This window comes from Cupriavidus sp. GA3-3 (genome assembly GCF_000389805.1).
In the GTDB taxonomy this organism is placed as follows: domain Bacteria; phylum Pseudomonadota; class Gammaproteobacteria; order Burkholderiales; family Burkholderiaceae; genus Cupriavidus; species Cupriavidus necator_D.
On sequence record NZ_KB944478.1, the window covers coordinates 163,712 to 188,455 of the forward strand.

23 protein-coding genes are annotated in these 24,744 nt (G+C 67.6%); 13 read left to right on the top strand and 10 right to left on the bottom strand.

Annotation, left to right across the window (positions count from 1 at the left end; translation table 11 throughout):
- Positions 1 to 4: 4 nt before the first annotated feature.
- Together C265_RS14550 and tldD are read left to right on the top strand one after the other, a co-directional pair.
- Positions 5 to 835, top strand: a complete 831-nt coding sequence (locus C265_RS14550) for a carbon-nitrogen hydrolase family protein (protein WP_010809059.1) — start codon at positions 5 to 7, stop codon at positions 833 to 835.
- Between the two features lie 99 nt (positions 836 to 934).
- Positions 935 to 2,395 (top strand): metalloprotease TldD, encoded by a 1,461-nt coding sequence (gene tldD / locus C265_RS14555; protein WP_010809060.1) that lies wholly within the window; start codon positions 935 to 937, stop codon positions 2,393 to 2,395.
- A 64-nt stretch (positions 2,396 to 2,459) separates the two neighbouring features.
- Here tldD and C265_RS14560 read toward each other — a convergent pair whose 3' ends face one another.
- Entirely contained in the window at positions 2,460 to 3,521 is a 1,062-nt protein-coding gene (locus C265_RS14560) for a class I SAM-dependent methyltransferase (RefSeq protein WP_010809061.1), read from the bottom strand.
- A 502-nt stretch (positions 3,522 to 4,023) separates the two neighbouring features.
- Here C265_RS14560 and aroG point away from each other — a divergent pair.
- Positions 4,024 to 5,103, top strand: coding sequence for a 3-deoxy-7-phosphoheptulonate synthase AroG (gene aroG / locus C265_RS14565; RefSeq protein WP_010809062.1), 1,080 nt, complete (start codon positions 4,024 to 4,026; stop codon positions 5,101 to 5,103).
- 100 nt (positions 5,104 to 5,203) lie between these two features.
- Here aroG and C265_RS14570 read toward each other — a convergent pair whose 3' ends face one another.
- On the bottom strand, positions 5,204 to 5,602 hold the full coding sequence (locus C265_RS14570) for a c-type cytochrome (RefSeq protein WP_010809063.1): 399 nt from the start codon (positions 5,600 to 5,602) through the stop codon (positions 5,204 to 5,206).
- A gap of 10 nt (positions 5,603 to 5,612) precedes the next feature.
- On the bottom strand, positions 5,613 to 5,960 hold the full coding sequence (locus C265_RS14575; protein ID WP_010809064.1) for a cytochrome c: 348 nt from the start codon (positions 5,958 to 5,960) through the stop codon (positions 5,613 to 5,615).
- Between the two features lie 540 nt (positions 5,961 to 6,500).
- Between C265_RS14575 and C265_RS14580 the strand changes: the two genes are divergently transcribed.
- Genes C265_RS14580 through C265_RS14590 form a run of 3 tightly spaced genes read left to right on the top strand, consistent with a single transcriptional unit; the run spans position 6,501 to position 9,202 of the window.
- Positions 6,501 to 7,391, top strand: a complete 891-nt coding sequence (locus C265_RS14580) for a MoxR family ATPase (RefSeq protein WP_010809065.1) — start codon at positions 6,501 to 6,503, stop codon at positions 7,389 to 7,391.
- A gap of 13 nt (positions 7,392 to 7,404) precedes the next feature.
- Positions 7,405 to 7,998, top strand: a complete 594-nt coding sequence (locus C265_RS14585) for a GNAT family N-acetyltransferase (RefSeq protein ID WP_010809066.1) — start codon at positions 7,405 to 7,407, stop codon at positions 7,996 to 7,998.
- A 28-nt stretch (positions 7,999 to 8,026) separates the two neighbouring features.
- The gene (locus C265_RS14590; protein ID WP_010809067.1) at positions 8,027 to 9,202 is read left to right on the top strand and encodes a VWA domain-containing protein; all 1,176 of its coding nucleotides are present in this window, start codon (positions 8,027 to 8,029) and stop codon (positions 9,200 to 9,202) included.
- Positions 9,203 to 9,263: 61 nt separating this feature from the next.
- Here C265_RS14590 and C265_RS14595 read toward each other — a convergent pair whose 3' ends face one another.
- From C265_RS14595 to mdlC, 3 genes are read right to left on the bottom strand one after another with little or no spacing between them, the layout of a single operon-like run.
- Positions 9,264 to 10,253, bottom strand: coding sequence for a tripartite tricarboxylate transporter substrate binding protein (locus C265_RS14595; protein WP_010809068.1), 990 nt, complete (start codon positions 10,251 to 10,253; stop codon positions 9,264 to 9,266).
- Between the two features lie 59 nt (positions 10,254 to 10,312).
- Entirely contained in the window at positions 10,313 to 11,764 is a 1,452-nt protein-coding gene (locus C265_RS14600) for an aldehyde dehydrogenase (protein ID WP_010809069.1), read from the bottom strand.
- A gap of 56 nt (positions 11,765 to 11,820) precedes the next feature.
- Positions 11,821 to 13,431: a benzoylformate decarboxylase gene (gene mdlC / locus C265_RS14605; RefSeq protein WP_010809070.1), complete on the bottom strand. Its 1,611-nt coding sequence runs from the start codon at positions 13,429 to 13,431 to the stop codon at positions 11,821 to 11,823.
- 109 nt (positions 13,432 to 13,540) lie between these two features.
- Here mdlC and C265_RS14610 point away from each other — a divergent pair, with 109 nt between their 5' ends.
- Complete coding sequence (locus C265_RS14610; RefSeq protein WP_010809071.1) at positions 13,541 to 14,449, top strand: LysR family transcriptional regulator; 909 nt, start codon at positions 13,541 to 13,543, stop codon at positions 14,447 to 14,449.
- A 3-nt stretch (positions 14,450 to 14,452) separates the two neighbouring features.
- Here the strand turns inward: C265_RS14610 and C265_RS14615 are convergent, their stop codons facing one another.
- On the bottom strand, positions 14,453 to 15,361 hold the full coding sequence (locus C265_RS14615; RefSeq protein WP_010809072.1) for a LysR substrate-binding domain-containing protein: 909 nt from the start codon (positions 15,359 to 15,361) through the stop codon (positions 14,453 to 14,455).
- A 124-nt stretch (positions 15,362 to 15,485) separates the two neighbouring features.
- Between C265_RS14615 and C265_RS14620 the strand changes: the two genes are divergently transcribed.
- From C265_RS14620 to C265_RS14630, 3 genes are all read left to right on the top strand, one after another.
- Positions 15,486 to 16,472 carry a tripartite tricarboxylate transporter substrate binding protein BugE gene (locus C265_RS14620; protein ID WP_010809073.1) on the top strand — a complete coding sequence of 329 codons (987 nt, stop codon included), beginning with the start codon at positions 15,486 to 15,488 and terminating at the stop codon, positions 16,470 to 16,472.
- Between the two features lie 15 nt (positions 16,473 to 16,487).
- A complete protein-coding gene (locus tag C265_RS14625; protein ID WP_010809074.1) occupies positions 16,488 to 17,375 on the top strand; it encodes an N-formylglutamate amidohydrolase in 888 nt (295 codons plus the stop codon).
- A gap of 249 nt (positions 17,376 to 17,624) precedes the next feature.
- Positions 17,625 to 18,413: a BspC domain-containing protein gene (locus C265_RS14630; RefSeq protein WP_371258354.1), complete on the top strand. Its 789-nt coding sequence runs from the start codon at positions 17,625 to 17,627 to the stop codon at positions 18,411 to 18,413.
- Positions 18,414 to 18,493: 80 nt separating this feature from the next.
- Here the strand turns inward: C265_RS14630 and C265_RS14635 are convergent, their stop codons facing one another.
- Complete coding sequence (locus C265_RS14635; RefSeq protein WP_010809076.1) at positions 18,494 to 19,636, bottom strand: M14-type cytosolic carboxypeptidase; 1,143 nt, start codon at positions 19,634 to 19,636, stop codon at positions 18,494 to 18,496.
- 26 nt (positions 19,637 to 19,662) lie between these two features.
- Positions 19,663 to 20,448 carry a peroxide stress protein YaaA gene (gene yaaA / locus C265_RS14640; protein WP_010809077.1) on the bottom strand — a complete coding sequence of 262 codons (786 nt, stop codon included), beginning with the start codon at positions 20,446 to 20,448 and terminating at the stop codon, positions 19,663 to 19,665.
- Positions 20,449 to 20,497: 49 nt separating this feature from the next.
- Here yaaA and C265_RS14645 point away from each other — a divergent pair, with 49 nt between their 5' ends.
- Positions 20,498 to 21,025: a putative toxin-antitoxin system toxin component, PIN family gene (locus tag C265_RS14645; protein WP_010809078.1), complete on the top strand. Its 528-nt coding sequence runs from the start codon at positions 20,498 to 20,500 to the stop codon at positions 21,023 to 21,025.
- An 83-nt stretch (positions 21,026 to 21,108) separates the two neighbouring features.
- Positions 21,109 to 22,290, top strand: coding sequence for a pyridoxal phosphate-dependent aminotransferase (locus C265_RS14650; protein WP_011614879.1), 1,182 nt, complete (start codon positions 21,109 to 21,111; stop codon positions 22,288 to 22,290).
- 72 nt (positions 22,291 to 22,362) lie between these two features.
- Here C265_RS14650 and C265_RS14655 read toward each other — a convergent pair whose 3' ends face one another.
- Entirely contained in the window at positions 22,363 to 23,004 is a 642-nt protein-coding gene (locus C265_RS14655; RefSeq protein ID WP_010809080.1) for a glutathione S-transferase, read from the bottom strand.
- A 189-nt stretch (positions 23,005 to 23,193) separates the two neighbouring features.
- Between C265_RS14655 and C265_RS14660 the strand changes: the two genes are divergently transcribed.
- Positions 23,194 to 24,717 (top strand): 3-hydroxyacyl-CoA dehydrogenase, encoded by a 1,524-nt coding sequence (locus C265_RS14660; RefSeq protein WP_010809081.1) that lies wholly within the window; start codon positions 23,194 to 23,196, stop codon positions 24,715 to 24,717.
- Positions 24,718 to 24,744 lie beyond the last annotated feature (27 nt).

Sequence of the window (24,744 nt, forward strand, 5' to 3'; positions counted from 1 at the left end):
GCCTATGACTGCAACCGCCGCCTCCGCCCCGTTCCGCGTTGCCGCCGTCCAGACCGTGACCGGCACCTCGCTCGATGCCAACCTGGCGCGCGCCGACGCGCTGATCGCCGAGGCCGCAGCCGGCGGCGCGGCACTGGTGCTGCTGCCCGAATACTTCTGCATGATGGGCCGCTCCGAATCCGACAAGGTGGCCGTGCGCGAGCATGACGGCGACGGCCCGGTGCAGCAGTTCCTGGCCGATGCGGCACGCCGCCACGGCATCTGGCTGGTCGGCGGCACGCTGCCGATGTGGTGCGACGACCCGGCGCGCGTGTACAACACCTCGCTCGCCTTCAACCCGCGCGGCGAGCGCGTGGCGCGCTATGACAAGATCCACCTGTTCGGCTTCACCCGCGGCACTGAAAGCTACGACGAGTCGCGCACCATCCTGGCCGGGCGCACGCCGGTCAGCTTCGACGCGCCCTGCGGCCGGGTGGCGATGTCGGTGTGCTACGACCTGCGCTTCCCCGAGCTTTACCGCGGACTGGCCGCCGGCGACGGCACCAGCTTGATTCTGATGCCGGCCGCCTTCACCTACACCACAGGGCAGGCGCACTGGGAGATCCTGCTGCGCGCCCGCGCCATTGAAAACCAATGCTATGTGCTGGCCGCGGCACAGGGCGGCAAGCATGAGAATGGCCGGCGCACGTGGGGCCATTCGATGCTGGTCGATCCGTGGGGCGAGGTGCTGGCAACGCTGCCTGAGGGCGAAGGCGTGGTCGGCGGCGTGATCGATCCCGCGCGCCTGGCCGAGGTCCGGCAGAACCTGCCGGCACTGCGACACCGGGTGCTGTAGCATGTACGCAATCGCGGCAGCCTTCACCGGCTCCCGCCCGGAGAATTTTTTGTCGCGCCGGCCGCAAGCCGGCGCGTCCCCAGGAAGAAAGGACATCTCATGAACGCCGGCGATCTCGGAATCCGCAACCTGGCCACCGCGCAGCAACTGCTGCTGGCACCGTACGGCCTGGACGAGGCCAAGCTCCAGCGCGTGCTGGCCGATATCTTCACGCACAAGGTCGACTATGCCGACCTGTACTTCCAGTACACCCGCAACGAGGCCTGGAGCCTGGAAGAAGGCATCGTCAAGTCGGGCAGCTTCAGCATCGACCAGGGCGTGGGCGTGCGCGCGGTCTCGGGCGACCGCACCGCCTTCGCCTATTCGGACGACATCAGCCTGGCGGCGCTGTCGCAGGCCGCGGCGGCCACGCGCACCATCGGCCGTGCCGGCAACGGCCGCGTCAAGGTGGCCGGCGAGCTGGCCACGCACGCCGGGCGCAACCTGTACGCGCCCAACGACCCGCTCGACTCCATGAGCGCGGCCGAGAAGGTGGCGCTGCTTGAGCGCGTCGAGCGCATGGCGCGCGCCAAGGATCCGCGCGTGGTGCAGGTGATGGCAGGCCTGGCCGGCGAATACGACGTGGTGCTGGTGGCGCGCAGCGACGGCGTGATCGCCGCCGACGTGCGTCCGCTGGTGCGGGTCTCGGTCACGGTGATCGCCGAACACGGCGGGCGCCGCGAGGTCGGCTCTTCCGGCGGTGGCGGCCGCTATGCCTATGGCTACTTCACCGACGAGCTGCTGCAGAAATATGTTGACGAGGCCGTCTCTTCGGCCCTGGTCAACCTGGACGCGCGCCCGGCCCCGGCCGGCTCGATGACCGTGGTGCTGGGCCCGGGCTGGCCCGGCGTGCTGCTGCATGAAGCCGTCGGCCACGGCCTGGAGGGCGACTTCAACCGCAAGGGCTCGTCGGCCTTTGCCGGCCGCATGGGCGAACGCGTCGCGGCCAAGGGCGTGACCGTGGTCGACGACGGCACGCTGGCCAACCGCCGCGGCTCGCTCAACCTGGACGACGAAGGCAACCCGACCCAGTGCACCACGCTGATCGAGGACGGCATCCTGCGCGGCTATATCCAGGACACGCTCAACGCGCGCCTGATGAAGATGCCGGTCACCGGCAACGCGCGCCGCGAAAGCTATGCCGCGCTGCCGATGCCGCGCATGACCAACACCTACATGCTCAACGGCGACAGGGATCCGCAGGAGATCATCGCCAGCGTCAAGCGCGGCCTGTATGCAGTCAACTTCGGCGGCGGCCAGGTGGACATCACCAACGGCAAGTTCGTGTTCTCGGCGAGCGAGGCCTACATGATCGAGGACGGCAAGATCACCTACCCGGTCAAGGGCGCGACGCTGGTCGGCAACGGCCCGGAATCGCTGAAGGATGTCACCATGATCGGCAACGACATGCGCCTGGACTCGGGCGTCGGCGTGTGCGGCAAGGAAGGCCAGAGCGTGCCGGTGGGCGTGGGCCAGCCGACGCTGCGCATCGAGAACATGACGGTGGGCGGCACCGCCTGACCAGTCCGGCGATGACGAAGACGGGACCCTGCGGGGTTCCGTTTTTCACGGGATCGCCCCGGCCTTACGGCCGCACTTCATACACCAGGTTGAACGGCGTCTGCGCCGCGCGGCGGAAACTGCTGATGCTGAAGCCGGCCTGCTCAACCACTGCGCGCATGCGCGCCTCGCCCGCCTGCGCGCCCAGGCACAGGCCGACTTCCTGCGCGCGCGACGCTGGCGTGCAGATGAAGGTGGACGCGGAATAGAACACCCGGCCCAGCGGGTTCAGGTTCTGCTCCAGCGTGTCGTTGGCAAACGGTTCCACGATCATCCAGGCGCCATCGGCACGCAGGGTCTCGCGCACGTGGCGTGCCGCGCCGACCGGATCGCCCATGTCGTGCAGGCAGTCGAATACCGTCACCAGGTCATAGTCCTTGCCGCCGTAGTCCTTGGCGGTGGCCACTTCGAAGCGCACGCGCTCGGTCATGCCGGCGCGGCGCGCGGCTTCGGCCGCATGGCGCACCGAAGGCTCGTGGTAGTCGAAACCGACAAAGCGCGAGGCCGGATACGCCTGCGCCATGATGATGGTCGACGCGCCGTGGCCGCAGCCCACGTCCGCCACCGATGCGCCCGCCTTGAGCCGCGCCTCCATGCCGTCCAGCGCGGGAATCCATTCCGAAACCAGGTGCGCCGCGTAGCCCGGCCGGAAGAAGCGCTCGGTGCCGTGGAACAGCGCGGGATCGTGCTCGTGCCAGCCCAGCCCGCGGCCGTTGCGGAAGATATCGATCACCTTCGGGATAGCGCGGAACTGCGCCACCGCGATCTGGAACGCGCCCGGGATGAATGCGAGGCTGCCCTCCTGCGCCAGCGCATAGGCCTGCTCTTCGTTCAGGCTGAACTGCCCGGTGGCCGGGTCATAGTCGACGTAGCCGCTGGCCGCCTGTGCCGACAGCCATTCGCGCAGGTAGCGCACGTCTGTATGGGTCTTTGCCGCCAGCACTTCGGCGGTCATTGCTTTTTCCGCCATGGCCTTGTACAGGCCGAGTTCATCGCCCACCACCACGGTCGCGGCATGCATCACCGCGCCGATATCGTTGACGAATTTTTCCATGAAGGCATTCAGCCTCGCTTCATCGACGCTCATGATGCACCTCCCCGTGCTCACTGCTCCCCGGTTCCAATATAGCCCCCGGGTATGTCGGGGAAAGCCGAAAAGCAGTGGCGGGACAAGGCTTGGCAAGGCGCCGGGAGATGCGTACGCCAGCGCACCGCGTGGCCTCGTCGACACTTGCCAATTCTGGCAAAAGGCGCTATAAAGATGCTTCGCGGCGCGACAGGCAACTGACGCACGCCCGAAAATTGACCGACCGGCGCGCAATTTCCTGCCTTTCTGCTACGCAGTGCAGCATAAATTCGGCGCTCACGACGATAATCGATTCAAGCTGACCCAAGCCAAAGCCTTTTTCCGCCATGTCCGCTAAGTTTTACTTTTACTTTTTTAGCGATCTCACACCGCTGGCGGATAGGGAGGGACGGCTGTAGGCAGCGCCCCGAATACAAAAAAGACCGCCAGCGACCCTGGCGGTTTTTTTATACCTGTTTGTTTCCCCACCCACTCACGACCTCACAAGAATCCCGGAGCCATCATGCTGAAGAACACCGACGACCTGCGCATTCGCGAACTCAAGGAACTGCTGCCGCCCGCGCACCTGATCCGCGAGTTCGGCTGCTCCGAACAGGCTTCGGACGTGATCTACGGCGCGCGCCAGGCCATGCACCGCATCCTGCACGGCATGGATGACCGCCTGATCGTCATCATCGGCCCGTGCTCGATCCACGATACCCGCGCCGCGCTGGACTACGCCAAGCTGCTCAAGGTCCAGCGCGACCGCTTCGCCGGCGAGCTGGAAGTGGTGATGCGCGTGTACTTCGAGAAGCCGCGCACCACGGTGGGCTGGAAGGGGCTGATCAACGATCCGCACATGGATGGCAGCTTCAAGATCAACGATGGCCTGCGCACCGCGCGCGAACTGCTGCTGAACATCAGCGAGATGGGCGTGCCCACCGGCACCGAGTACCTCGACATGATCAGCCCGCAGTACATCGCCGACCTGGTCAGCTGGGGCGCGATCGGCGCCCGCACCACCGAGTCGCAGGTGCACCGCGAGCTCGCCTCGGGGCTGTCGTGCCCGGTGGGCTTCAAGAACGGCACCGACGGCAACGTCAAGATCGCGGTCGATGCGATCAAGGCCGCGTCGCAGCCGCACCATTTCCTGTCGGTGACCAAGGGCGGCCACTCGGCGATCGTGTCGACCTCGGGCAACGAAGACTGCCATGTGATCCTGCGCGGCGGCAAGGCGCCCAACTACGACGCCGCCAGCGTGCAGGAAGCGTGCGACGCCATCGCCAAGGCCGGCCTGGCCTCGCGCCTGATGATCGATGCCTCGCACGCCAACAGCAGCAAGAAGCATGAGAATCAGATCCCGGTGTGCGAGGAGATCGGCCGCCAGATCGCCAGCGGCGACCAGCGCATCATCGGCGTGATGGTGGAATCGCACCTGGTGGCGGGCCGCCAGGACCACGTTCAGGGCCAGCCGGTCGAGCAGCTGACCTACGGCCAGTCCGTGACCGATGCCTGCATCGGCTGGGACGACTCGGTCAAGGTGCTCGAGGGACTGGCCGAATCGGTGCGCCAGCGCCGGCTGGTGTCGGGCAGCGGCAACTGATAGCGCCGCGGGGCCAGGGCCCCGCGCTCGCGCACACAACAAAAAAGCCGCTTCCAGGGAAGCGGCTTTTTTGCATTGGCGCGGCGGCGGCCGCGCGTTCTTACTTCTTCAGCACCAGGTCGCCAGGCAGCGACTCGATGTAGGCGGCCATGTCCTTCAGCTCCTTGCGGGTGAACGGGCGCGGCTTGCCGTCCTTGTCGGTCACGGCCGGATTGGCGTTGACCTGGCCCGCCATGATGGCATTGGAGCGGCCCACCAGCGGGTTGCCCGACACCTGGTACGACGCCAGCGCGTGGTACAGGTAGTCGGCGTGCTGGCCCGCCAGCTTGGGGTAGTCCGGCGAGATCGGGGCGTTCATGCCCGCGCCGTGGCAGGCCACGCAGGCACCCTTTTCCACCAGCGCCTTGCCGGCGGCAAGGTCGGCGGCCGAGGCCGGCATCGCGGCAGCACCCAGCACGAGTGCGCCGAGCGCGAACGAAAGCGTCTTGAGCGTATTCATGAGGGGTCTCTTACTTGAGGGAATTGTTCTGCGTGCCGGCCTTCTGCTGCGAGTAGTAGGCCGCCACGTTGGCGATGTCCTGCTCGGTCAGCGTCGCGGCGATGCCGCGCATGGTCGGGTGCTTGCGCTCGCCCTTCTGGTACGCCTTGAGCGCGTTCTCGATGTACTTGGCGCTCTGGCCGCCCAGCAGCGGCACTTCATAGATTTCGGGGAATGACGCACGGTAGCCCGGAATGCCGTGGCAGCCGATGCACATTGCAACCTTGTCCTTGGCAGCGTCTCCATTGCCCTTGACTTCCTGTGCCTGCGCAGCCGTTGCAGCCGCGCCCAGCACCACCATCGTGAGGAGCTTTTTCATTGTCTTTGCGGATTGGAAGTTAAACCGTGTGACCTGCCCTGCCGGGCGGAGACGGTTTCAGAATGCTGCTGCGGGGAAAACCAGGGCAGCCGGAGGGATTGCCGAGGTGCAACCCGCCAGACATGTCGCATCCGGTCTGTTGCCGGGATGTGGAACACCATTCTGGAACCACCTCTCGCAATCGCCGCGACCCGGAAGGGCCGCTGGGACTTCTGAACGCGGACTGCCGGATGCTGGGAGAACTGGACGTGGGGGCGCGTCAAACCGCCGCATTGTACCGCAGCCGGCACCTGCCAGTCCAGCAACCGGCCCGGGCCGCCGGCGGCCTGTCAGCGCGCCCCAACACGAACCGCAAAGGTCTTTTATACTGGCTGATCCCGGGAATCTGCACGACCGTTCGCGAATGCTGCCGCCAGCAGCGCGCGGGCGCCCTGCACCGGACCCTGTTTCCATAATGAAAGCGCGCATGACAGCGCGAAGAGACCGCGCCAAGCACGCCAACCCGGCCCTCGATCCGAGGCCGTCACCTCAGGTTGCCTCATGTCAAACATCGCCAACGCTTCCGCCCAAGCTTCCATCGCCCAGCAGGCCCGTTTCGAGGGCACCGACCAGTATGTCGCCACCGACGACCTCAAGCTGGCCGTCAATGCCGCGCGCACGCTGCAGCGCCCGCTGCTGATCAAGGGTGAGCCCGGCACCGGCAAGACCATGCTGGCCGAGGAAGTCGCCGCCGCGCTGGGCATGCCGCTGCTGCAGTGGCATATCAAGTCGACCACCAAGGCGCAGCAGGGCCTGTACGAGTACGACGCGGTGTCGCGCCTGCGCGACTCGCAGCTGGGCGACGACCGCGTCCACGACATCCGCAACTACATCGTCAAGGGCGTGCTGTGGCAGGCCTTTGAAGCCGACGAGCAGGTCGTGCTGCTGATCGACGAGATCGACAAGGCCGACATTGAATTCCCCAACGACCTGCTGCGCGAACTCGACCGCATGGAGTTCTACGTCTACGAGACGCGCGAACTGGTCAAGGCGAAGCACCGCCCGCTGGTGATCATCACCTCGAACAACGAGAAGGAGCTGCCCGACGCCTTCCTGCGCCGCTGCTTCTTCCACTACATCAAGTTCCCCGACGCCGACACCATGCAGCAGATCGTCGACGTGCACTACCCCGGCATCAAGCGCGAGCTGGTGGCGGCCGCGCTGGAATCGTTCTACGAGATGCGCAACCTGCCGGGCCTGAAGAAGAAGCCGTCCACGTCCGAACTGATCGACTGGCTCAAGCTGCTGATGGCCGAGGACATCCCGCCCGAGGCGCTGAAGAGCCCGGACAAGAAGGCCGCGATCCCGCCGCTGCATGGCGCGCTGCTGAAGAACGAGCAGGACGTGCACCTGTTCGAGCGCCTGGTGTTCATGAACCGCGCCAACCGCTGAGGCATTGCCCGCCATGACTGCGTTCGTCAAACCCGTCACCCTGGTGGGCCGGCACGTCACGCTGGAGCCGCTGCGCGCCGAGCATGCCGAGGGCCTGCGCAACGCCTGCGCCGACGGCGAGCTGTGGAAGCTCTGGTACACCAGCGTGCCCGCGCCCGAGCGCATGGAGGCCGAGATCGCGCGGCGCCTGGCGCTGCAGGAACAGGGCTCGATGCTGCCGTTCGCGGTGCGCGATGCCGCCGGCGAGCTGGCGGGCATGACCACCTACATGAATATCGACGCGACCAACCGGCGTGTGGAGATCGGCTCCACCTGGTATGCGCGCCGCGTCCAGCGCACGCCGCTGAACACGGAATGCAAGCTGATGCTGCTGGGCCATGCCTTCGACCATCTCGCCTGCATCGCCGTGGAGTTCCGCACGCACTGGATGAACCAGCAGAGCCGCGCCGCCATCGCGCGCCTGGGCGCCAGGCAGGACGGCGTGCTGCGCAACCACCAGCGCATGCCGGACGGCTCGTTGCGCGACACCGTGGTGTTCTCGATCATCGCCAGCGAATGGCCGGCCGTGCGTCAACACCTGCAATTCCAGCTCGACCGTCCGCGCTGAAGCGGCCGCCGACTGATAGCGAGGCATCATGCTGATCGATTTCTTCTTCTCGCTGCGCCACGCCAAGCTGCCGGTCTCGGTCAAGGAATACCTGACCATGCTGGAAGCGCTCAAGGCGCAGGTCATCTCGCCGTCCATCGACGAGTTCTACTACCTGTCGCGCATGACGCTGGTCAAGGACGAGAAGCACTTCGACAAGTTCGACCAGACCTTCGCCGCCTACTTCAAGGGCGTCGAGAGCCTGGTCGACTGGAAGTCCGACATCCCGCTCGACTGGCTGCAGAAGACGCTGGAGCGCGAACTCTCGCCCGAGGAAAAAGCCAAGATCGAGGCCATGGGCGGCCTCGACAAGCTGATGGAGCGCCTCAAGCAGCTGCTCGAGGAGCAGAAGGAAAAGCACGAGGGCGGCAACAAGTGGATCGGCACCGGCGGCACCTCGCCGTTCGGCCACGGCGGCTACAACCCCGAGGGCATCCGCATCGGCGGCCCGTCCAAGGGCAACCGCACCGCGATCAAGGTGTGGGAGACACGCGCCTACAAGGACTATGACGACCAGGTCGAACTGGGCACGCGCAATATCAAGGTGGCGCTGCGCCGGCTGCGCCGCTTTGCGCGCGAAGGCGCCGACACCGAGCTGGACCTGGACGACACCATCCACTCCACCGCGGCCAACGCCGGCCTGCTCGACATCAAGCTGCGGCCCGAGCGCCACAACAAGGTCAAGGTGCTGATGCTGATGGACGTGGGCGGCTCGATGGACGACCACATCAAGCGCGTGGAAGAGCTGTTCTCGGCCACCAAGACCGAGTTCAAGCACCTGGAGTACTACTACTTCCACAATTGCCTGTACGACTACGTGTGGAAGAACAACCGCCGCCGCCACGCCGAGAAGCTGGCCACGTGGGACCTGCTGCACAAGTACACGCCCGACTACAAGATCATCTTCGTCGGCGACGCCACCATGAGCCCGTACGAGATCCTGCAGCCGGGCGGCTCGGTGGAGTACAACAACACCGAAGCCGGCGCGGTCTGGCTGAACCGGATGACCGAGCAGTTCCCGCACTTCGTCTGGCTCAACCCCGAGCCGGAAGGGCTGTGGCAGTACCGGCAGTCGATCACGGTCATCAACCAGCTGATGAAGGGACGGATGTATCCGGTGACGCTGGCCGGGCTGGAACAGGCGATGAAGGTGTTGTCGAAGTAAGGCAGCGCTGGCTGCTGAAGCGCGTAAGTGGCGGCATCGACATGCCGCCTTTTTTCATGGGTCAGTCCACGGTGATGCCCGCCTGCCGGATGAACCTGCCATAGCGCGCGCGATCCACGTTCTGCCGCTCGGCAAACGCCTGGATGCTCAGCGGCGCCACGGCGCCGCCCAGCTTGTTGACGTTTTCCTGCAGCTGCGCGCCGGCGAGCGTGCGGTTGATCTCGCGGTTCATGCGCTCGACGATGGCCGGCGGCGTGCCGGCGGGCGCATAGACGCCGAAGGTCGAGTCGCCGTCCACGTCCTGCAGGCCGGCCTCGGCCAGCGTCGGCACGTCCGGGTATTGCGCCGCGCGCTTGGCGCTGGCCACCGCCAGCAGCCTGAGCTTGCCGCTGGCCACGTGCTGCAGGCCGGGGCCGGGATCGAACATGAACTGCACCTGCCCTGCCAGCAGGTCGCTCAGGGCCGGGGCCGCGCCCTTGTACGGCACGTGCACGGCGTCCAGCTTGCCGGCGCGTTTGAACATCTCGGCAGCGATATGCGGCGTGCTGCCGTTGCCGGCCGAGCCGTAGCTAAGCCTGCCCGGATGCTCGCGCACATAGGCGATGAACGCTTCCAGCGTCTTCGCCGGCACCGACGGATGCACCAGCAGGTAGACCCGCACCAGCGCCACCGACGCGACCGGGGTCAGATCCTTGATCGGATCGTACGGCATCTTCTTGTAGAGGAAGGGATCGATCGCCACCGCGCCGCCCAAGGTCAGCAGGAAGGTATAGCCATCGGCCGGCGCCTTGGCCACGGCATCGCCGCCGACGATGCCGTTGGCGCCGGGGCGGTTGTCGATCACCACCGGACGCTTCAGCGCCTCGGACAGACCGGGCGAGATGCCGCGCGCCAGCGTATCCGCGGCCCCGCCGGCCGGGAAGTTGACGACCAGCCGGATCGGCTTGTCCGGCCACGGCTGCGCGGCGGCCGGCGCGCTCACGCCAGCCAGCAGGCCCGGCGCGCACAGTGCGGCGCAAAGGGCGCGCGCGATACGGTGGGGGAATCGCATGATGGTTGTCTCCTGCCTTAGGTTTTGCTGCAGCCTGCCGCAGCGCTCTGCGGCGCCACTCAGAACGGATATTGCCGTGGCGTGGTCTGCACCGTGATCCAGCGCAGCTCGGTGAAGGCATCGATCCCGGCCTTGCCGCCGAAGCGGCCATAACCACTCGCCTTCACGCCGCCGAACGGCATCTGCGCCTCGTCGTGCACGGTCGGGCCGTTGACGTGGCAGATGCCCGATTCGATGCGGCCGGCGACCCGCATCGCGCGCGCCACATCGCCGCCGAACACGGCCGCCGACAGCCCATAGGCCGAATCATTGGCGCAGGCAATGGCCGCTTCCACGCCATCCACGCGCACCACGGCCTTGACCGGCCCGAACGATTCCTCGCGATAGATCTCCATGTCCGGCGTCACGTAATCCAGCACCGTGGCCCGCATCAGCGTGTCGGCCGCCTTGCCGCCGCAGACCAGCCGCGCGCCCTTGGCCAGCGCGTCGTCGATCATGGCGTTGCAGCGCTCGACGGTGCTCATGTCGACCACCGAGCCCAGCACCGCCGGGCCGGTGCGCGGATCCGCCAGCGGCAAGGCGCCGGCGCGCGCGGCAAAGCGTGCCACGAAGGCGTCCGCGATGCTGGCATCCACCACGATGCGCTCGGTGGACATGCAGATCTGGCCCGAGTTGGCGAAGGCGCCGAAGATGGCACCGTCCACCGCGGTGTCCAGGTCGGCATCGTCCAGCACCACCAGCGGCGCCTTGCCGCCCAGTTCCAGCACCGCGGGCTTCAGGTGGCGCGCGCAGGCCTGCGCGATCAGCCGCCCCACGCGCGTGGAGCCGGTGAAGTTGATGCGGCGCACTGCCGGGTGGGCGATGATGTTCTCGACCACGGCGGCGGCATCGGCCGGGGCGTTGGTGACAAAGTTGACCACTCCCGCCGGGAAGCCCGCCTCCGCCAGCGCATCGACGATCAGGCCATGCGTGGCCGGACAGATCTCCGAACCCTTCAGGATGACCGTATTGCCGCACGCCAGCGCCGTGGCCACGGTGCGCACGCCCAGGATCACCGGTGCGTTCCACGGCGCGATGCCCAGCACCACGCCCGCGCCCTGCCGCACCGCCATGGCCAGGCTGCCCGGCACGTCGGAGGGAATCACCTCGCCGTTGATCTGCGTGGTCAGCGCAGCGGCCTCCTGCAGCATGCCGACGGCAAGTTGCACATTGAAGCCGGCCCACATCGCCGACGCACCGGTCTCTGCCGCCATCGCGGCGGTGAGCGCCCCGGCCTTGCCTTCAAGTGCCTGCGCCGCGCGCATGAGCAAGGCGCGCCGTTCGCCCGGCCCGGTGTCGCGCCAGGCCGGGAAGGCGCGCGCGGCAGCGTCGGCAGCGGCCAGCGCATCGGCGGCGGTGGCTGCCGGCGCCCGCGTGGCCACGCTGTGGTCAAGCGGGTTGCGGCGCTCAAAGGTGGCACCGTTGGCGGCCTGCGTGCGCTCGCCGTTGATCAGCATGGTGATGCTTTGCATCCTGGAGTCTCCTGGAAGGGCTACTTCGTCTGTCGTCTGTCGTCTGGCGCCGCGGCTCAGGCCACCTCGATCTCCACCACGGTCGGCACACGCATCCGCAGGGCTGTCGCCAGCGCTTCGCGCAATGCGGCAGGATGAACCACTCGCGCCGCCTCGCAACCATGCCCGAGCGCAATCGACACGAAATCCAGATCGGGCAAGGCCGTGCCGACCAGCGGATCATCGCTGCCAAAGCCGAAGGTCGGCGCAAACTCCTGCAGGGCGCCGTAGCGCCGGTTGTTGAGCACAATGAACGTGATCGGCAGGCCCAGTTGCGCGGCGCTCCACAGCGCCTGGATCGAATACATGCTGGAGCCGTCGCCGACCAGGCCGATCACCTTGCGCCCCGGCTTGCCCAGCGCGACGCCCACTGCCGCGGGCAGGCCGTAGCCAAGCCCGCCGCTGCACATCGTATAGAAGGTCTCGCTGCGCAGGATGGGCAGGTGGCGATGCATCACCGGGCGCGCGCTGGGCGCTTCCTCGACCACGATGGAATCAGGGTCGCGCAGCTCCGCCAGCGTCTGCAGGACATAGGCGACGCTCATCGGCATGCCGGGCTCGGCGCGCGGTGCCGGCACGCGCGGGCGCGGGGCTTCGCGCCGCGGCGGCGCCGGGCGCGCCAGCAGGTCGGCCACGCCCTGACGGATGCTGCCGACTGCGGCAGTGCCCACCGGGGCCCATGCGGCGATATTCGGATCGTCGATCAGCTGCACCACCTGCGCCCCGGGCGGCGCATGGGGGCCACCCCCCTCGACGTGATAGGTGAAGGCTGCCGCCCCCAGCGCGAACACAAGGTCGTGGCCCGTGAGCAGCCCGACGATCTTCTCGCGCATCGCCGGCAGGAAGCCGGCAAACAGCGGATGGTCTTCCGGAAAGCCGCAGCGCCCCGACATCGGCGCCACCCACACCGCCGCCTGGTGCCGTTCCGCCAGCCGCACCACATCGTCCCAGGCGCCATCGCGGTCCACGGCCGCGCCCACCACGAACGCCGGCCGGCGGCTGGCATCGAGAGCGTCGCCGATCTGCGCCAGCAGTGCCGGCTGCACGCGGCTTTCAGTGCTGACCGTGCGCGGCAGCACCGGCTCGCACGGCCGGGCCCAGTCATCGGCGGGAATCGAGATCAGCACCGGCCCGCGCGGCGGCTGCATGGCGATGTAGTAGCCGCGCGCAATCGCCAGCGGCACGTCTTCGGCCCGCGCCGGCTCGCAACTCCACTTCACGTAGGGCTTGGGCAGCTCGGTGGCCTGGGCCGAGAACAGGAAGGGTTCGAACGGCAGGATCGAGCGCGCCTGCTGCCCGGCAGTGATCACCATCGGGGTGCGGTTCTTGTGGGCGGTGAAGATGCTGCCCATGGCATGGCCGACACCGGCCGCCGAGTGCAGGTTGACGAAGGCCGCATTGCGGGTGGCCTGGGCATAGCCATCGGCCATGCCCACCACCACGGACTCCTGCAGGCCGAGGATGTAGCGGAAGTCGTCGGGAAAATCGAGGAACAGCGGCAGCTCGGTCGAGCCGGGATTGCCGAAGATGGTGGTCATGCCGAACGCGCGCAGCAGGTCCAGCACAGCGGTGCGCACGGTCGTGGGAGTGGCGGAGGCGGAGGCGGCAGGCGTGGCGGAAATGGCCATGGTCGTGGAGGCTCCAGTGCGGAATCAGTGACAAAGCTTGCGGACCAGGATGGACAATCAGGCCTTGCCCAGAAATTGCCGTTTTGGGGCAAAGTCATTACGATTCGGCATGACCCTCGATCTGCGCCAGCTCCTTGCCTTCCTTGCGGTGTGCGAACACGGCAGCCTGGGCCGCGCCGCCGCACAGCTGAACCTCACCCAGCCGGCACTGAGCCGCACCATCCAGCGGCTGGAAGCCCAGCTGGACGCGCCACTGTTCGAACGCTATGCCACCGGCATGGTGCTGACGGCCTACGGCGAGGCCCTGCTGCCGCACGCCAACCTCTTGCGCCACGAGGCCGAGCACGCCACCGAGGCCGTGCGCGCGCTGCGCGGGCTGGCCGCCGGCACCATCCGCGTGGGCACCGTCGCCAGCGTCGCCAGCGTGGTGCTGCCGGAGGCGATCGAGGCGGTGCTGGCACGCTGGCCTGGGCTGCGCGTGCGCATTGTCGAAGGGGTGGGAGATTTCCTGGCCGATGCGCTGCTGCGCCGCGAGATCGACCTGGCCATCGGCATCGCCCTGCCGGAGAACGAGGAAATCTGCGCCGTGGCGGATGTTGGCTGGAGCGACAGCAGCTTCGTGGTCGCCGCCGCCGGACATCCGCTGACGGGCAGAACGGCGCTGCGGCTGGCGGATACCGCCGCTTGCCGCTGGGTCATGCCGCCGCGCGGCACGGCGCCCTTCGACGAACTGCAGCGGCTGTTTGCGCGCGCCGGGCTGCCGCCGCCGGACATCGTCGCCGAAACCCGCTCGATCATTGCGCTCAAGGCGCTGGTGGCACGCGCGGGCTTCCTCAGCTGGATGGCTGCGCCGATGTACGAGGCCGAGCAAAAGGCCGGCATGATCCTGCCGCTGCCCATTGAAGGCGCCCAGGCGCCGCGCCGGCTGGCGGTGTACCGGCGCCGCCAGGGCATCCTGCCGGCGCCGGCGGCGAAGCTGCTGGAGCAGTTGCGCCGGTTGACATCGGACGTGGGCTGAACGTCAGGTGGGCCGCGCCAGGTCGGCCCCTTCCATCACCCATGCGCGGAACGTGCGCAGCGCCGGCAGGTGCTGCTTCTGCTCCGGATAGCACAGGTAATAGCCCTTCTTGGCCAGCACCTGGGCCGGATGCGCCACCACCAGCGCCCCGGTGGCCAGCTCTTCCTCGATCAGGCAGCGCGGGATCAGCGCGATGCCCAGACCCGAAAGCGCGGCCTGCGTGAGCAGCGAGAACTGGTCGAAGCGCGCGCCGCTCCAGGCCTCGCGGGTTGGCACCCCCAGCGTGGCGAACCAGTCGGGCCAGGCTTCGGGCACGGTGGTGTGGTGCAGCAGCGGATAGCGCAGCAAGGCAGCGGGCGTGGGCGCAACGCCGCCGGGCTCGGACGCCAGCAGGCCCGGACGGCACACCGGCAGCACCTCGCGCCCGGTCATGTAGTCGGCCAGGCTGCCGGGCCAGACGCCGTCGCCGAAGCGGATCGCGGCGTCCAGGTCCGGCTCGGAAAAATCGTAGCCCTGCGCGTGCGGCACGAATTCGAGCTTCACCTCCGGATGGCGCGCGAAAAACTGCGGCAGGCGCGGGATCAGCCACTTGGCGCCCAGCGTCGGCATGCTGGCGATATGCAGCACGCCGCCCCGCCCCTGCCGCGCCATCAGCTCGACGGTGGCGGCCTCCAGCTCGTTCAGGCTGGGGCCGATGCGCTCCAGGTAGCGCTCGCCCGCGGTGGTCAGCATCAGGCGCTGGCGCACGCGCTGGAACAGCTCCACGCCCAGGTAAGCCTCCAGGCTGCGCACCTGCTTGCTGACCGCGCCTTGCGTGACATGCAGTTCACGCGCGGCTACGGTAAAACTGTTATGGCGTGCCGCGGCCTCAAAGGCCTGCAACTCGGTCAGCGACGGACATAAGCGTCGCATAAATCACCTCTAATTCACGACCAAATGGAATGAGCTAAGGATTTTATTTCGTTTGCGGCACGCTTGCTCGGGCGCGCAGAATCGTGAAATCCACTTTATTCCTCCCCTCGCCCTGGATCCCCCCATGCAACGTCGCCATCTTCTCCGCCTCCTGGCAACCGCTTCGGCCGCCGCCGCTGCCGGCATCTCCTTCAGCGCCATGGCCCAGGCCGGCTATCCGACCAAGCCGATCACGCTGGTGGTGCCCTTCCCCGCCGGCGGCACCACGGACATCGTCGCGCGCATCGTCGCCGACAAGCTCGGCCAGCAACTGGGCCAGGCCGTGGTGGTGGACAACCGCGGCGGCGCCGGCGGCAGCATCGGCACCGCTTTCCTGTCCAAGGCGGCGCCGGACGGCTACACGCTGGGCATTGCCACGGCCTCGACCCATGGCATCAATCCGGCGGTCTACCCGCGCCTGTCCTACGATGCAACCAAGGACTTCACAACCATCACCAACCTGGCCTCGGTGCCCAACGTGATGAGCATCAACCCGGCGGTCAAGGCCACCGACATGAAGTCCTTCATCGCGCTGGCGCAGTCGCAGCCCAACAAGCTGGCCTATGGCTCGGCGGGCAACGGCAGCGTCTCGCACATGATGGGGGAACTGTTCAAGATGAGCAGCAAGACCGAACTGCTGCACGTGCCCTACAAGGGCGTGGGCCCGGCGCTGAACGACGCGCTGGCCGGCCAGGTGCAGGTGCTGTTCGACAACCTGCCGTCGTCGCTGCCGTTCATTGAAGGCGGCAAGCTGCGTGCGCTCGCCGTGGCAGCGCCCAAGCGCGTGGCCGCGCTGCCCAACGTGCCGACCTTCGCCGAGCTGGGCCTGGGCGAGGTCAACGACGCCGCCTGGTTCGGCCTGATCGCGCCGGCCAACCTGCCGGCGGATATCCAGACCAGGCTCCACACCGCCGCGGTCAAGGTGCTGGCACTGCCGGAAGTGAAGGCCAAGCTCGAGAAGCTGGGCGCGACCCCGGTAGGCGATACGCCGGCGCACTTTGCCGCCCAGATCAAGAGCGAAGTGGCCAAGAACAAGCGCGTGGCCGCCGCCGCCAGGATCTCGCTCGACTGACTTTACGGCAACACCATGACCGACACCGACCGAACCACCGCGGACAGTCCGTTCTACCTGTACCAGCCCGAGGGCGAGCCCGCGGCGCTGTTCCTGGACTCGCCGCACAGCGCGACGACCTACCCGACGGACTTCCGCCCCGACCCCGCGCTGCCGCTGCCGCTGCTGCGCCAGGCCGAAGACACCTTTGTCGACGAGCTCTACGCCGGCGCCCCGGCGCGCGGCATCGCGCTGCTGTGCGCGGGCTTCCCGCGCAGCTACCTGGACGCCAACCGCGCGCTGGAAGAAATCGACGAAGCCCTGCTCGACGCACCCTGGCCCGGCGCCCGGCAGGAGACCGCCAAGACCCGGCTGGGCAAGGGCCTGGTCTGGCGCGTGCTGGACACCGGCGAGGCCATCTACGACCGCAAGCTGAGCGTGGAAGAAGTGCAGGCGCGCATCAACCGCTGCTACCTGCCCTATTATGCGCAGCTGCAGAAGCTGGCCGACCGCGCCGTGGCCAGCCACGGCAGCGCCTGGCATATCAACTGCCATTCGATGCCGAGCCACGCCGCGCCATTCGCCACCGAGTTCCCGGGGCTGGAGCATCCGGATTTCGTGGTCGGCGACCGCGACGGCACCACCTGCGACAAGCGCTTCACCGACCGGGTCGAGGGCGTGCTCAAGGAGATGGGCTACGACGTCTGGCGCAATCACCCGTACAAGGGCGTGGAGATCGTGCGCGTGGTGGGCCAGCCCCAGGCCGGCTGCCACAGCCTGCAGCTGGAGGTCAACCGCAAGCTCTACATGGACGAGGTGGGCCTGACGCATACCGCGGGCTTTGCCAGGCTGCGCCATGACCTGAACCTGCTGCTCGACGAACTGCTGCGCTTTACGCGCTCGATGCCGTCGCGCGTGGCCTGACCCGGGCCGGGGCTGCGCCACGCAGCCCCGCATAAGCTGCGGGTTCACCGCAGTTGTGCGAAACAGGGGATTCCTGCTAGAGCACAAGTCACTTGTTGCACGACATCATGCGTTAGAAGAATGGGTAACAAGATTTAGGAACTTTGTCAGATAGGTTTCCTCTATCATGGCATTCCTTTGCGAACCCATCTTGCCTGCCGGCCCTACGGCGCCGCGGGCAAACCGAAGAACGCACACACCGCTCACACCGTGATCCGACGAATCTCCGAACTGCTCGGCAGCCAGCTCCGCATGGTGGCTGCCGCAGTGGCCGGTGCGATCGCGCTGGCAGGCTGCGCCAATATGCCGGCCGAAGATGCCAGCGCCGGCCCGGCACCTGCCCCGGCACCCGCCGCCGCGCCCGCCCGACCTGCCGCCGCCGCCCCGGCACCCGCCACTCCCACGCCACCCACCAAGACCGTCACCCTGCCCGACCGCGGCCGCGTCAGCCTGTCCGAGTACCGGACCCGCATGCGCGAACAACTGATGAAGACCGAGAACGCCACCAGCGACGTGGCGGACTGCGCCGCCCACGCCAGCTGGGTGGTGCCGCGCTCGGCCAGCTACGATGCATTGAAGATCCCCACCGGCGCGCTCGCCGCGGGACAGGCCACGACCGAGCCATGGAGCGGACGCTTCTCGCCCGGCAAGCAGGCCGTACCGGTCAGCTCGGTGGTCACCTTCGCCGCCACCGCGCACAAGCGCCGCGGCAGCGACGACTGGCAGCCGGTGAAGGTGCGCTGCGGTTATGACGACGGGATGATGCTGGCGTATGAGCTGCTGGACAGCGGCGGCGCCACCATCAGCGAACCGGCTGCCGCGCCGGCCGTGCCTGCTGCTACGCAAGCTTCGGCAAGCAAGAGCCGCAAGGGGGCCAAGGGCAAGAGCACGGCATCGAAGTCAAGCAAGGCGACGGCGTCCAGGTCGTCGAAGTCAACGAGCGCCAAGTCCACCTCCGGCTCGGCCAAGACGACCAGCAAGGCCAGGAAGAAGCAATAGGTGCAAAGCGGGCGCACCGCGTCCGCGCCAACGCCGTTCCGGCCCACCCGGTTTCGTCCGGTTGGGCCGTTTGCGTTGGCTCAGCCCAGGTAGTCCAGGATCGCCTGCAGCATCGCCGTCCCCAGCAGCGCGCTGCGCGCGCCGTTCCAGCCGACCGCCGGATCCGGCAGGTCGGCATTGTCCTTGAACGGCATCTCCAGCGTCAGCGCCAGGCAGCCGAAGGTATGCCCGATGTACTTGGACGCCAGCTTGAGCGCATCCGCGTTGTACTTGCTGGCCGCGTAGCCGTGCACATCCTGGAAATCCGGCGAGACCCGCTTGAAGGCCTCGATAAAGCGCTGCTGCTCGCGCCGGCGCGCCTCGGTAAAGCCCGGCAGCATCTCGCTGCCGGCGACGAAGTTGTACGGCAGTCCCTCGTCGCCATGGATGTCGAAGAACATGTCGCAGCCGCTGGCCTCGATGGCGCGGCGCACGTGGTAGACCTCGGGGCTGGTATCCGGGCTCGGCGCCATCCACTCGCGGTTCAGGTTGGCGCCGGCGGCGTTGGTGCGCAGGTTGCCGCGCGCCGAGCCGTCCGGGTTCATGTTCGGCACGATATGGAACACCGCGCGCTCCAGCAGCTTGCGCGCAACCGGGTCGCCCGCCCACATGCCGGTGCCGGTCAGGCGCTGCAGCACGCCTTCGACAAACCATTCGGCCATGCTCTCGCCCGGGTGCTGGCGCGCGATCATCCAGATGGTCTTCTTGCCGGGGCCGGGCTGGCCCAGCGTGACGCGGGTCATGTCGCGCCCGTCCACGGTGCTGCCCAGGTGCGACAGCCGCGCCAGCGGCGAGCGCTGGCAGCTGGCGAGCAGCGACAGGTGGCGCTCATCCGGATACGGCTCGAAATACGCAAACCAGATGCTGTCGTGCTCGGGCGTGAATTCCACCGTCATCACCTGGCCGTCAAAGCGCGTCGGCACGCGGAACCAGTTGGCGCGGTCGTACGAAGCCACCGCGCGGTAGTCGCGCCATCCGTCCGGGTAGGTGCAGTCGCCGGCGTTCAGGAAGTGCATCCGGCACGCCTGCCCCGCCGCGCCCTGCAGGCGGAAATGGAACCATTGGCGGAAGTCGGCGTGCGAATCGGCGCGGATGCGCAGGCGGATATCGTCGGCGCGGTCGAGCGCCTCGACCTCGATGGCGCCGGAGTCGAATTGCGAAGAGATGTGCAAGGCGGCAGGCATGGCTGGCAGTCTCGTGGCGATGGGTTTCAGTCTTCCAGGCGGCGGCGGAACACCCAGCGGGTGGTATCCGAGGCCGCGGCGTCGAAGGCGTAGCCGTCTTCGGCAAAGCGCTTGAGCTTTTCCGGCTCGGTCACGCGCTGCGTCACGGCGTAGCGCGCCATGGTGCCGCGCGCGCGCTTGGCGTGGAACGAAATGATCTTGTAGCGGCCGCCCTTCCAGTCCTCGAACACCGGCGTGACGATCCTGGCCTGCAGCACCTTGGGCCGCACCACCTTGAAATATTCTTCCGAGGCCAGGTTGACCAGCACCGGCGCGCCTTCCTGCCTAAGCGCGGCCATGTCGGCGTTGATCATCTGCGTGACATCGTCGCCCCAGAACGCGTACAGGTCCTTGCCGGCAACGTTGTCGAGGCGCGTGCCCATCTCCAGCCGGTAGGGCTGCATCCAGTCCAGCGGGCGCAGCACGCCGTACAGGCCGGACAGGATGCGCAGGTGCTTCTGCGCAAAGCCGAGGTCGTCGGCCGACAGCGTTTTCGCGTCGAGGCCGTCGTAGACGTCGCCATTGAAGGCCAGCACCGCCTGCTTGCTGTTGGCCGCGGTGAACTCCGGCGACCAGTCGCCGTAGCGCGTCACATTGAGCACCGCGAGCTTGTCGGAGATGTCCATCAGCGCGCCCACATCCTGCGGCGCCAGCTTGCGCAGGCGCTCGATCAGCGTGGCGGAACGGTCGATAAAGCGCGGCAGCGTATGGGTCTTGAGGCGCGGGGGAGTCTCGTAGTCCAGCGACTTGGCGGGAGACAAAACGATGAGCATGGCAAAATCGCGGCAGTAGCCAAGGACAAACAAGCCAAGATTGTAGCGAATGCGCCTCGACACCACCGCAACCACCCTCTTCGCCAGCCCCGCCGGCGTCACATCAGCGCCGCGCGTGGTGCTGGACTCCAACATCTGGGTGGACCTGCTGGTCTTCCGCGACCCGCATGTGGAGCCGATCCGCACCGCGCTTGAGGCCGGCACCATCGCCCCGGTGATCCGCGCCGACTGCCGCGAGGAACTGCGGCGGGTGCTGGCCTATCCGCAATTTGCCCGCTTTGACATCGATATCGATGCCGCGCTGGCCACCGTCGACCGCCTCGCCAGCCTGGAAGCCGCGCCGCCGCAGGCCGACTACGACGCCATCCGCCTGCCCCGCTGCAAGGACACCGACGACCAGAAGTTCGTTGAGCTGGCGCACTTTGCCGGCGCCGCCTGCCTGGTATCGAAGGACAAGGCCGTGCTCAAGCTGCGCACCCGCCTGCGCCGCAGCAGCGGCGTGGAAGTGATGACGCCGCCGGCCTTCGGCGCCTGGCTGGCCACGCTTGGCGCCGCCAGCGCCGCCGATCCGCTTTAGAATGTCGGCTCCCGGCGCCGCCTACGTGGTGGCGCCGCACGCCTGATCGCATCCCGTCCCCACCGCATCGACACGTTCGCATCATGTCCGCAGACACCACCCACACCCAGTTGACGCCGCTGACCCCGCCGCCCTCGCGCCTGCCCGCAGTCGGCACCACCATCTTCACCGTGATGTCCGCGCTGGCCACCGAGAAGAACGCCGTCAACCTGGGCCAGGGCTTCCCGGACTTCGACTGCGACCCCAGGATCGTCGATGCCGTGACCGCCGCCATGCGCGCCGGCCATAACCAGTACCCGCCGATGGCGGGCGTGCCGCGCCTGCGCCAGGCCATCGCCGCCAAGATCGCCAGCCTCTATGGCCACCAGTACAGCTGGGACACCGAGATCACCGTCACCGCCGGGGCCACCCAGGGCATCCTGACCGCGATCCTGTGCGCGGTGCATCCGGGCGACGAGGTGATCGTGCTGGAGCCGTGCTACGACAGCTACCTGCCCGCGATCGAGCTGGCCGGCGCCACCGCCGTGCCGGTCACGCTGGAAGCGCCGGAATTCCGCGTGCCCTTCGACAAGCTGGCCGCCGCGATCACGCCGCGCACGCGCATGATCCTGATCAACACGCCGCACAACCCCACCGGCACGATCCTGCGCGCGGCCGACATGGACCAGCTGGCGCAGATCCTGGCCGGCACCGACATCCTGCTGCTCTCGGACGAAGTCTACGAGCACATGGTCTACGACGGCCAGCAGCACGCCTCGGTCTCGCGCCATCCTGAGCTTGCGCGCCGCAGCTTCGTGATCTCCAGCTTCGGCAAGACCTATCACGTGACCGGCTGGAAAGTCGGCTACGTGGCCGCGCCGGCCGCGCTGATGGCCGAGTTCCGCAAGGTGCACCAGTTCAACGTGTTCACCGTGAACACGCCGGTGCAGCATGGCCTGGCCGACTACATGGCCGATCCCGCGCCCTACCTGCAGCTGTCGGCGTTCTACCAGGCCAAGCGCGACTTCTTCCGCGCCGGGCTGGCCAACAGCCGCTTCAAGCTGCTGCCGTCGGACGGCACCTACTTCCAGTGCGTCGACTACTCGGCCATTTCCGACCTGAGCGAGGCCGACTTCGCCATGTGGCTGACGCGCGAGATCGGCGTGGCCGCGATCCCGGTCTCGGCCTTCTACACGCAGCCGCGTGAATCGGGCGTGGTGCGTTTCTGCTTTGCCAAGAAGGAAGAGACGCTGGCGCTGGCGCTGGAGCGGCTGGCCAGGCTGTGATGAAAACAAAAACGCCCGCGATGAATTCGCGGGCGTTTTTCACACATGCGGCAGTTCACGCCGCTTCGCTTACTACTTGCTGCGGCTCGCCATCAGCTCAAGATTGGCCTTGCGGTCGGCATTGACCTTCTGCACCGATTCACGCGCCGACAGCGTCTTCAGGTAGTCCTTGACCGGCAGGTCGGCCAGCAGGTCGGTGCCGTAGATGATCTTGGTGCACGACGACACCAGCGGCAGGTGCGCCGCGGCGGCGCAGTCGGCCAGCGTGAAGGTGTCGCCGGCGATATACGGCGAGAACTTCGCCAGCTTGGCGAAGGCGGGGACATAGCGCGTCAGCAGCTTGTGCTGGCGGTCCTTGACGCCATCGCTGACCTTGCCGCCGAAGAATGCCTCGGGGTACAGCTCGCGCGCGGTCAGCTCCAGGTACAGTTCCATGAAGACGACGATCTCGCGCACCTTGGCGGCCTGGTACGGGTCGAGCGGCAGCAGCGGCGTCTGCGGATAGGCCGCCTCGACGTAGTCGACGATGGCTTCGGACTCGCACAGCGGGCCGGATTCGGTGATGATGTAGGGCACCTTGCCCGCGGGCGTGGCCGCCAGGTCGGTCTGGCCGATCCAGGCCAGCACCTCTTCGAACGGCACGTTCTTTTCCAGCAGCGCCAGCTTCACTTTGTTGTAGTAGTTGCTGGCGGCAAAACCGCAGAGCTTCAGCATGTCGTCTCTCTCCGTTATTGGAATGATCCCCGCATCGCACGGTGCGGATGTCGGGTGATTGTGGACCATCCGGGGTCTGCAGTGTACCGGCTGGCCGATCAGCGCACGCCGCCTGCCCCGCCGGACTGTTGCGGAAGGTGCAAAAAACGTACGATCGTGCTAATTTAACCACAACTTTTGGGGCAACTGATGAGCACTTTCACCATCGATACGCTGGGTATCGTCGGCACCGGCGCCATGGGCCGGGGCATCGCGCAGATCGCCGCGCAGGCGGGCCTGACCGTCAACCTGTACGACGCCAACCCGCAAGCCGTGGCCGCCGCGCGCCAGTACCTGCAGGACACGCTGGCCAAGCTCACCGACAAGGGCAAGATCAGCGCCGCCGACGCAGAGGCCACGCTGGCCCGCGTCAAGCCCTGCGGCACGCTGGAAGACCTGGCCGGCTGCGACATGGTGCTGGAAGCCATCGTCGAGAAGCTGGAGGTCAAGCGCGACCTGATCGCCAAGCTCGAAGCGGTCCTGCGTGAAGACGCCGTCATTGCCTCCAACACGTCGTCGCTGTCGATCACCGCGATCGCCGTGGGTTCAAGGCACCCGGGCCGCATCGCCGGCTACCACTTCTTCAACCCGGTGCCGCTGATGAAGGTGGTCGAGGTCATCGACGGCCTGTCGGGCAACCCCGCGGTGGGCGACGCGCTGATGGCGCTGTCGCGCCGCATGGGCCATACGCCGGTGCGCTGCAAGGACATGCCAGGCTTTATCGTCAACCATGCCGGCCGCGGCATGAATATCGAAGGCCTGAAGGTCGCGCAGGAAGGCGTGGCCGGATTTGCCGACATCGACAACATCATGCGCGAGCAGGCCGGCTTCCGCATGGGCCCGTTCGAGCTGATGGACCTGACCGGGCTGGACGTGTCGCACCCGGTGATGGAATCGATCTACAACCAGTTCTACCAGGAACCGCGCTACCGCCCCTCGCCGATCACCGCGATCCGCGCGGTCGGCGGGCTGATCGGCCGCAAGGCGGGTGCTGGTTTCTATTCGTATGCCGATGGCCAGAAGCAGGTGCCGGCAGCCGCCGCGGTGCCGGGCGCACGTCCGTCGAGCGTGTGGGTCAGCCACGCCAGCGAGCGCGGCCACGCCATGGTGACCAAGCTGCTGGGCGCGCTGGGCGTGACCCCGGAAGGCGGCAACAAGCCGTCGGCCGACGCGCTGATCATCGTCACCCCGCTGGGCCTGGACGCCACCACCAGCGCGCTGCAACAGGGCCTGGACCCGGCCCGCACGGTTGCCATCGACACGCTGCTGCCGTTCGAGGCCACCAAGCGCCGCACGCTGATGACCACGCCGGCCACCAGCGCCGCCGCCCGCGATGCCGCGCACGGCCTGTTCGCCAGCGACGGCGTGCCGGTCACGGTGATCCGTGATTCGGCCGGCTTCGTCGCGCAGCGCGTGCTCTGCTGCATCATCAATATCGCCAGCGATATCGCGCAGCAGCGCATCGCCACGCCGTCGGACATCGACCTCGCCGTCAACCTGGGCCTGGGTTATCCCAAGGGCCCGCTGGCGCTGGGCGATGCGGTCGGCCCGCAACTGGTGCTGGAGACGCTGCGCAACATGGAAGCGCTGACCGGCGACATGCGCTACCGCCCGAGCCCGTGGCTGTGGCGCCGTGCCGGCCTGGGCCTGTCGCTGCTGGCCGAAGAGCAGTAAGCCCGCCACCGCCCCACCGACCGAGCC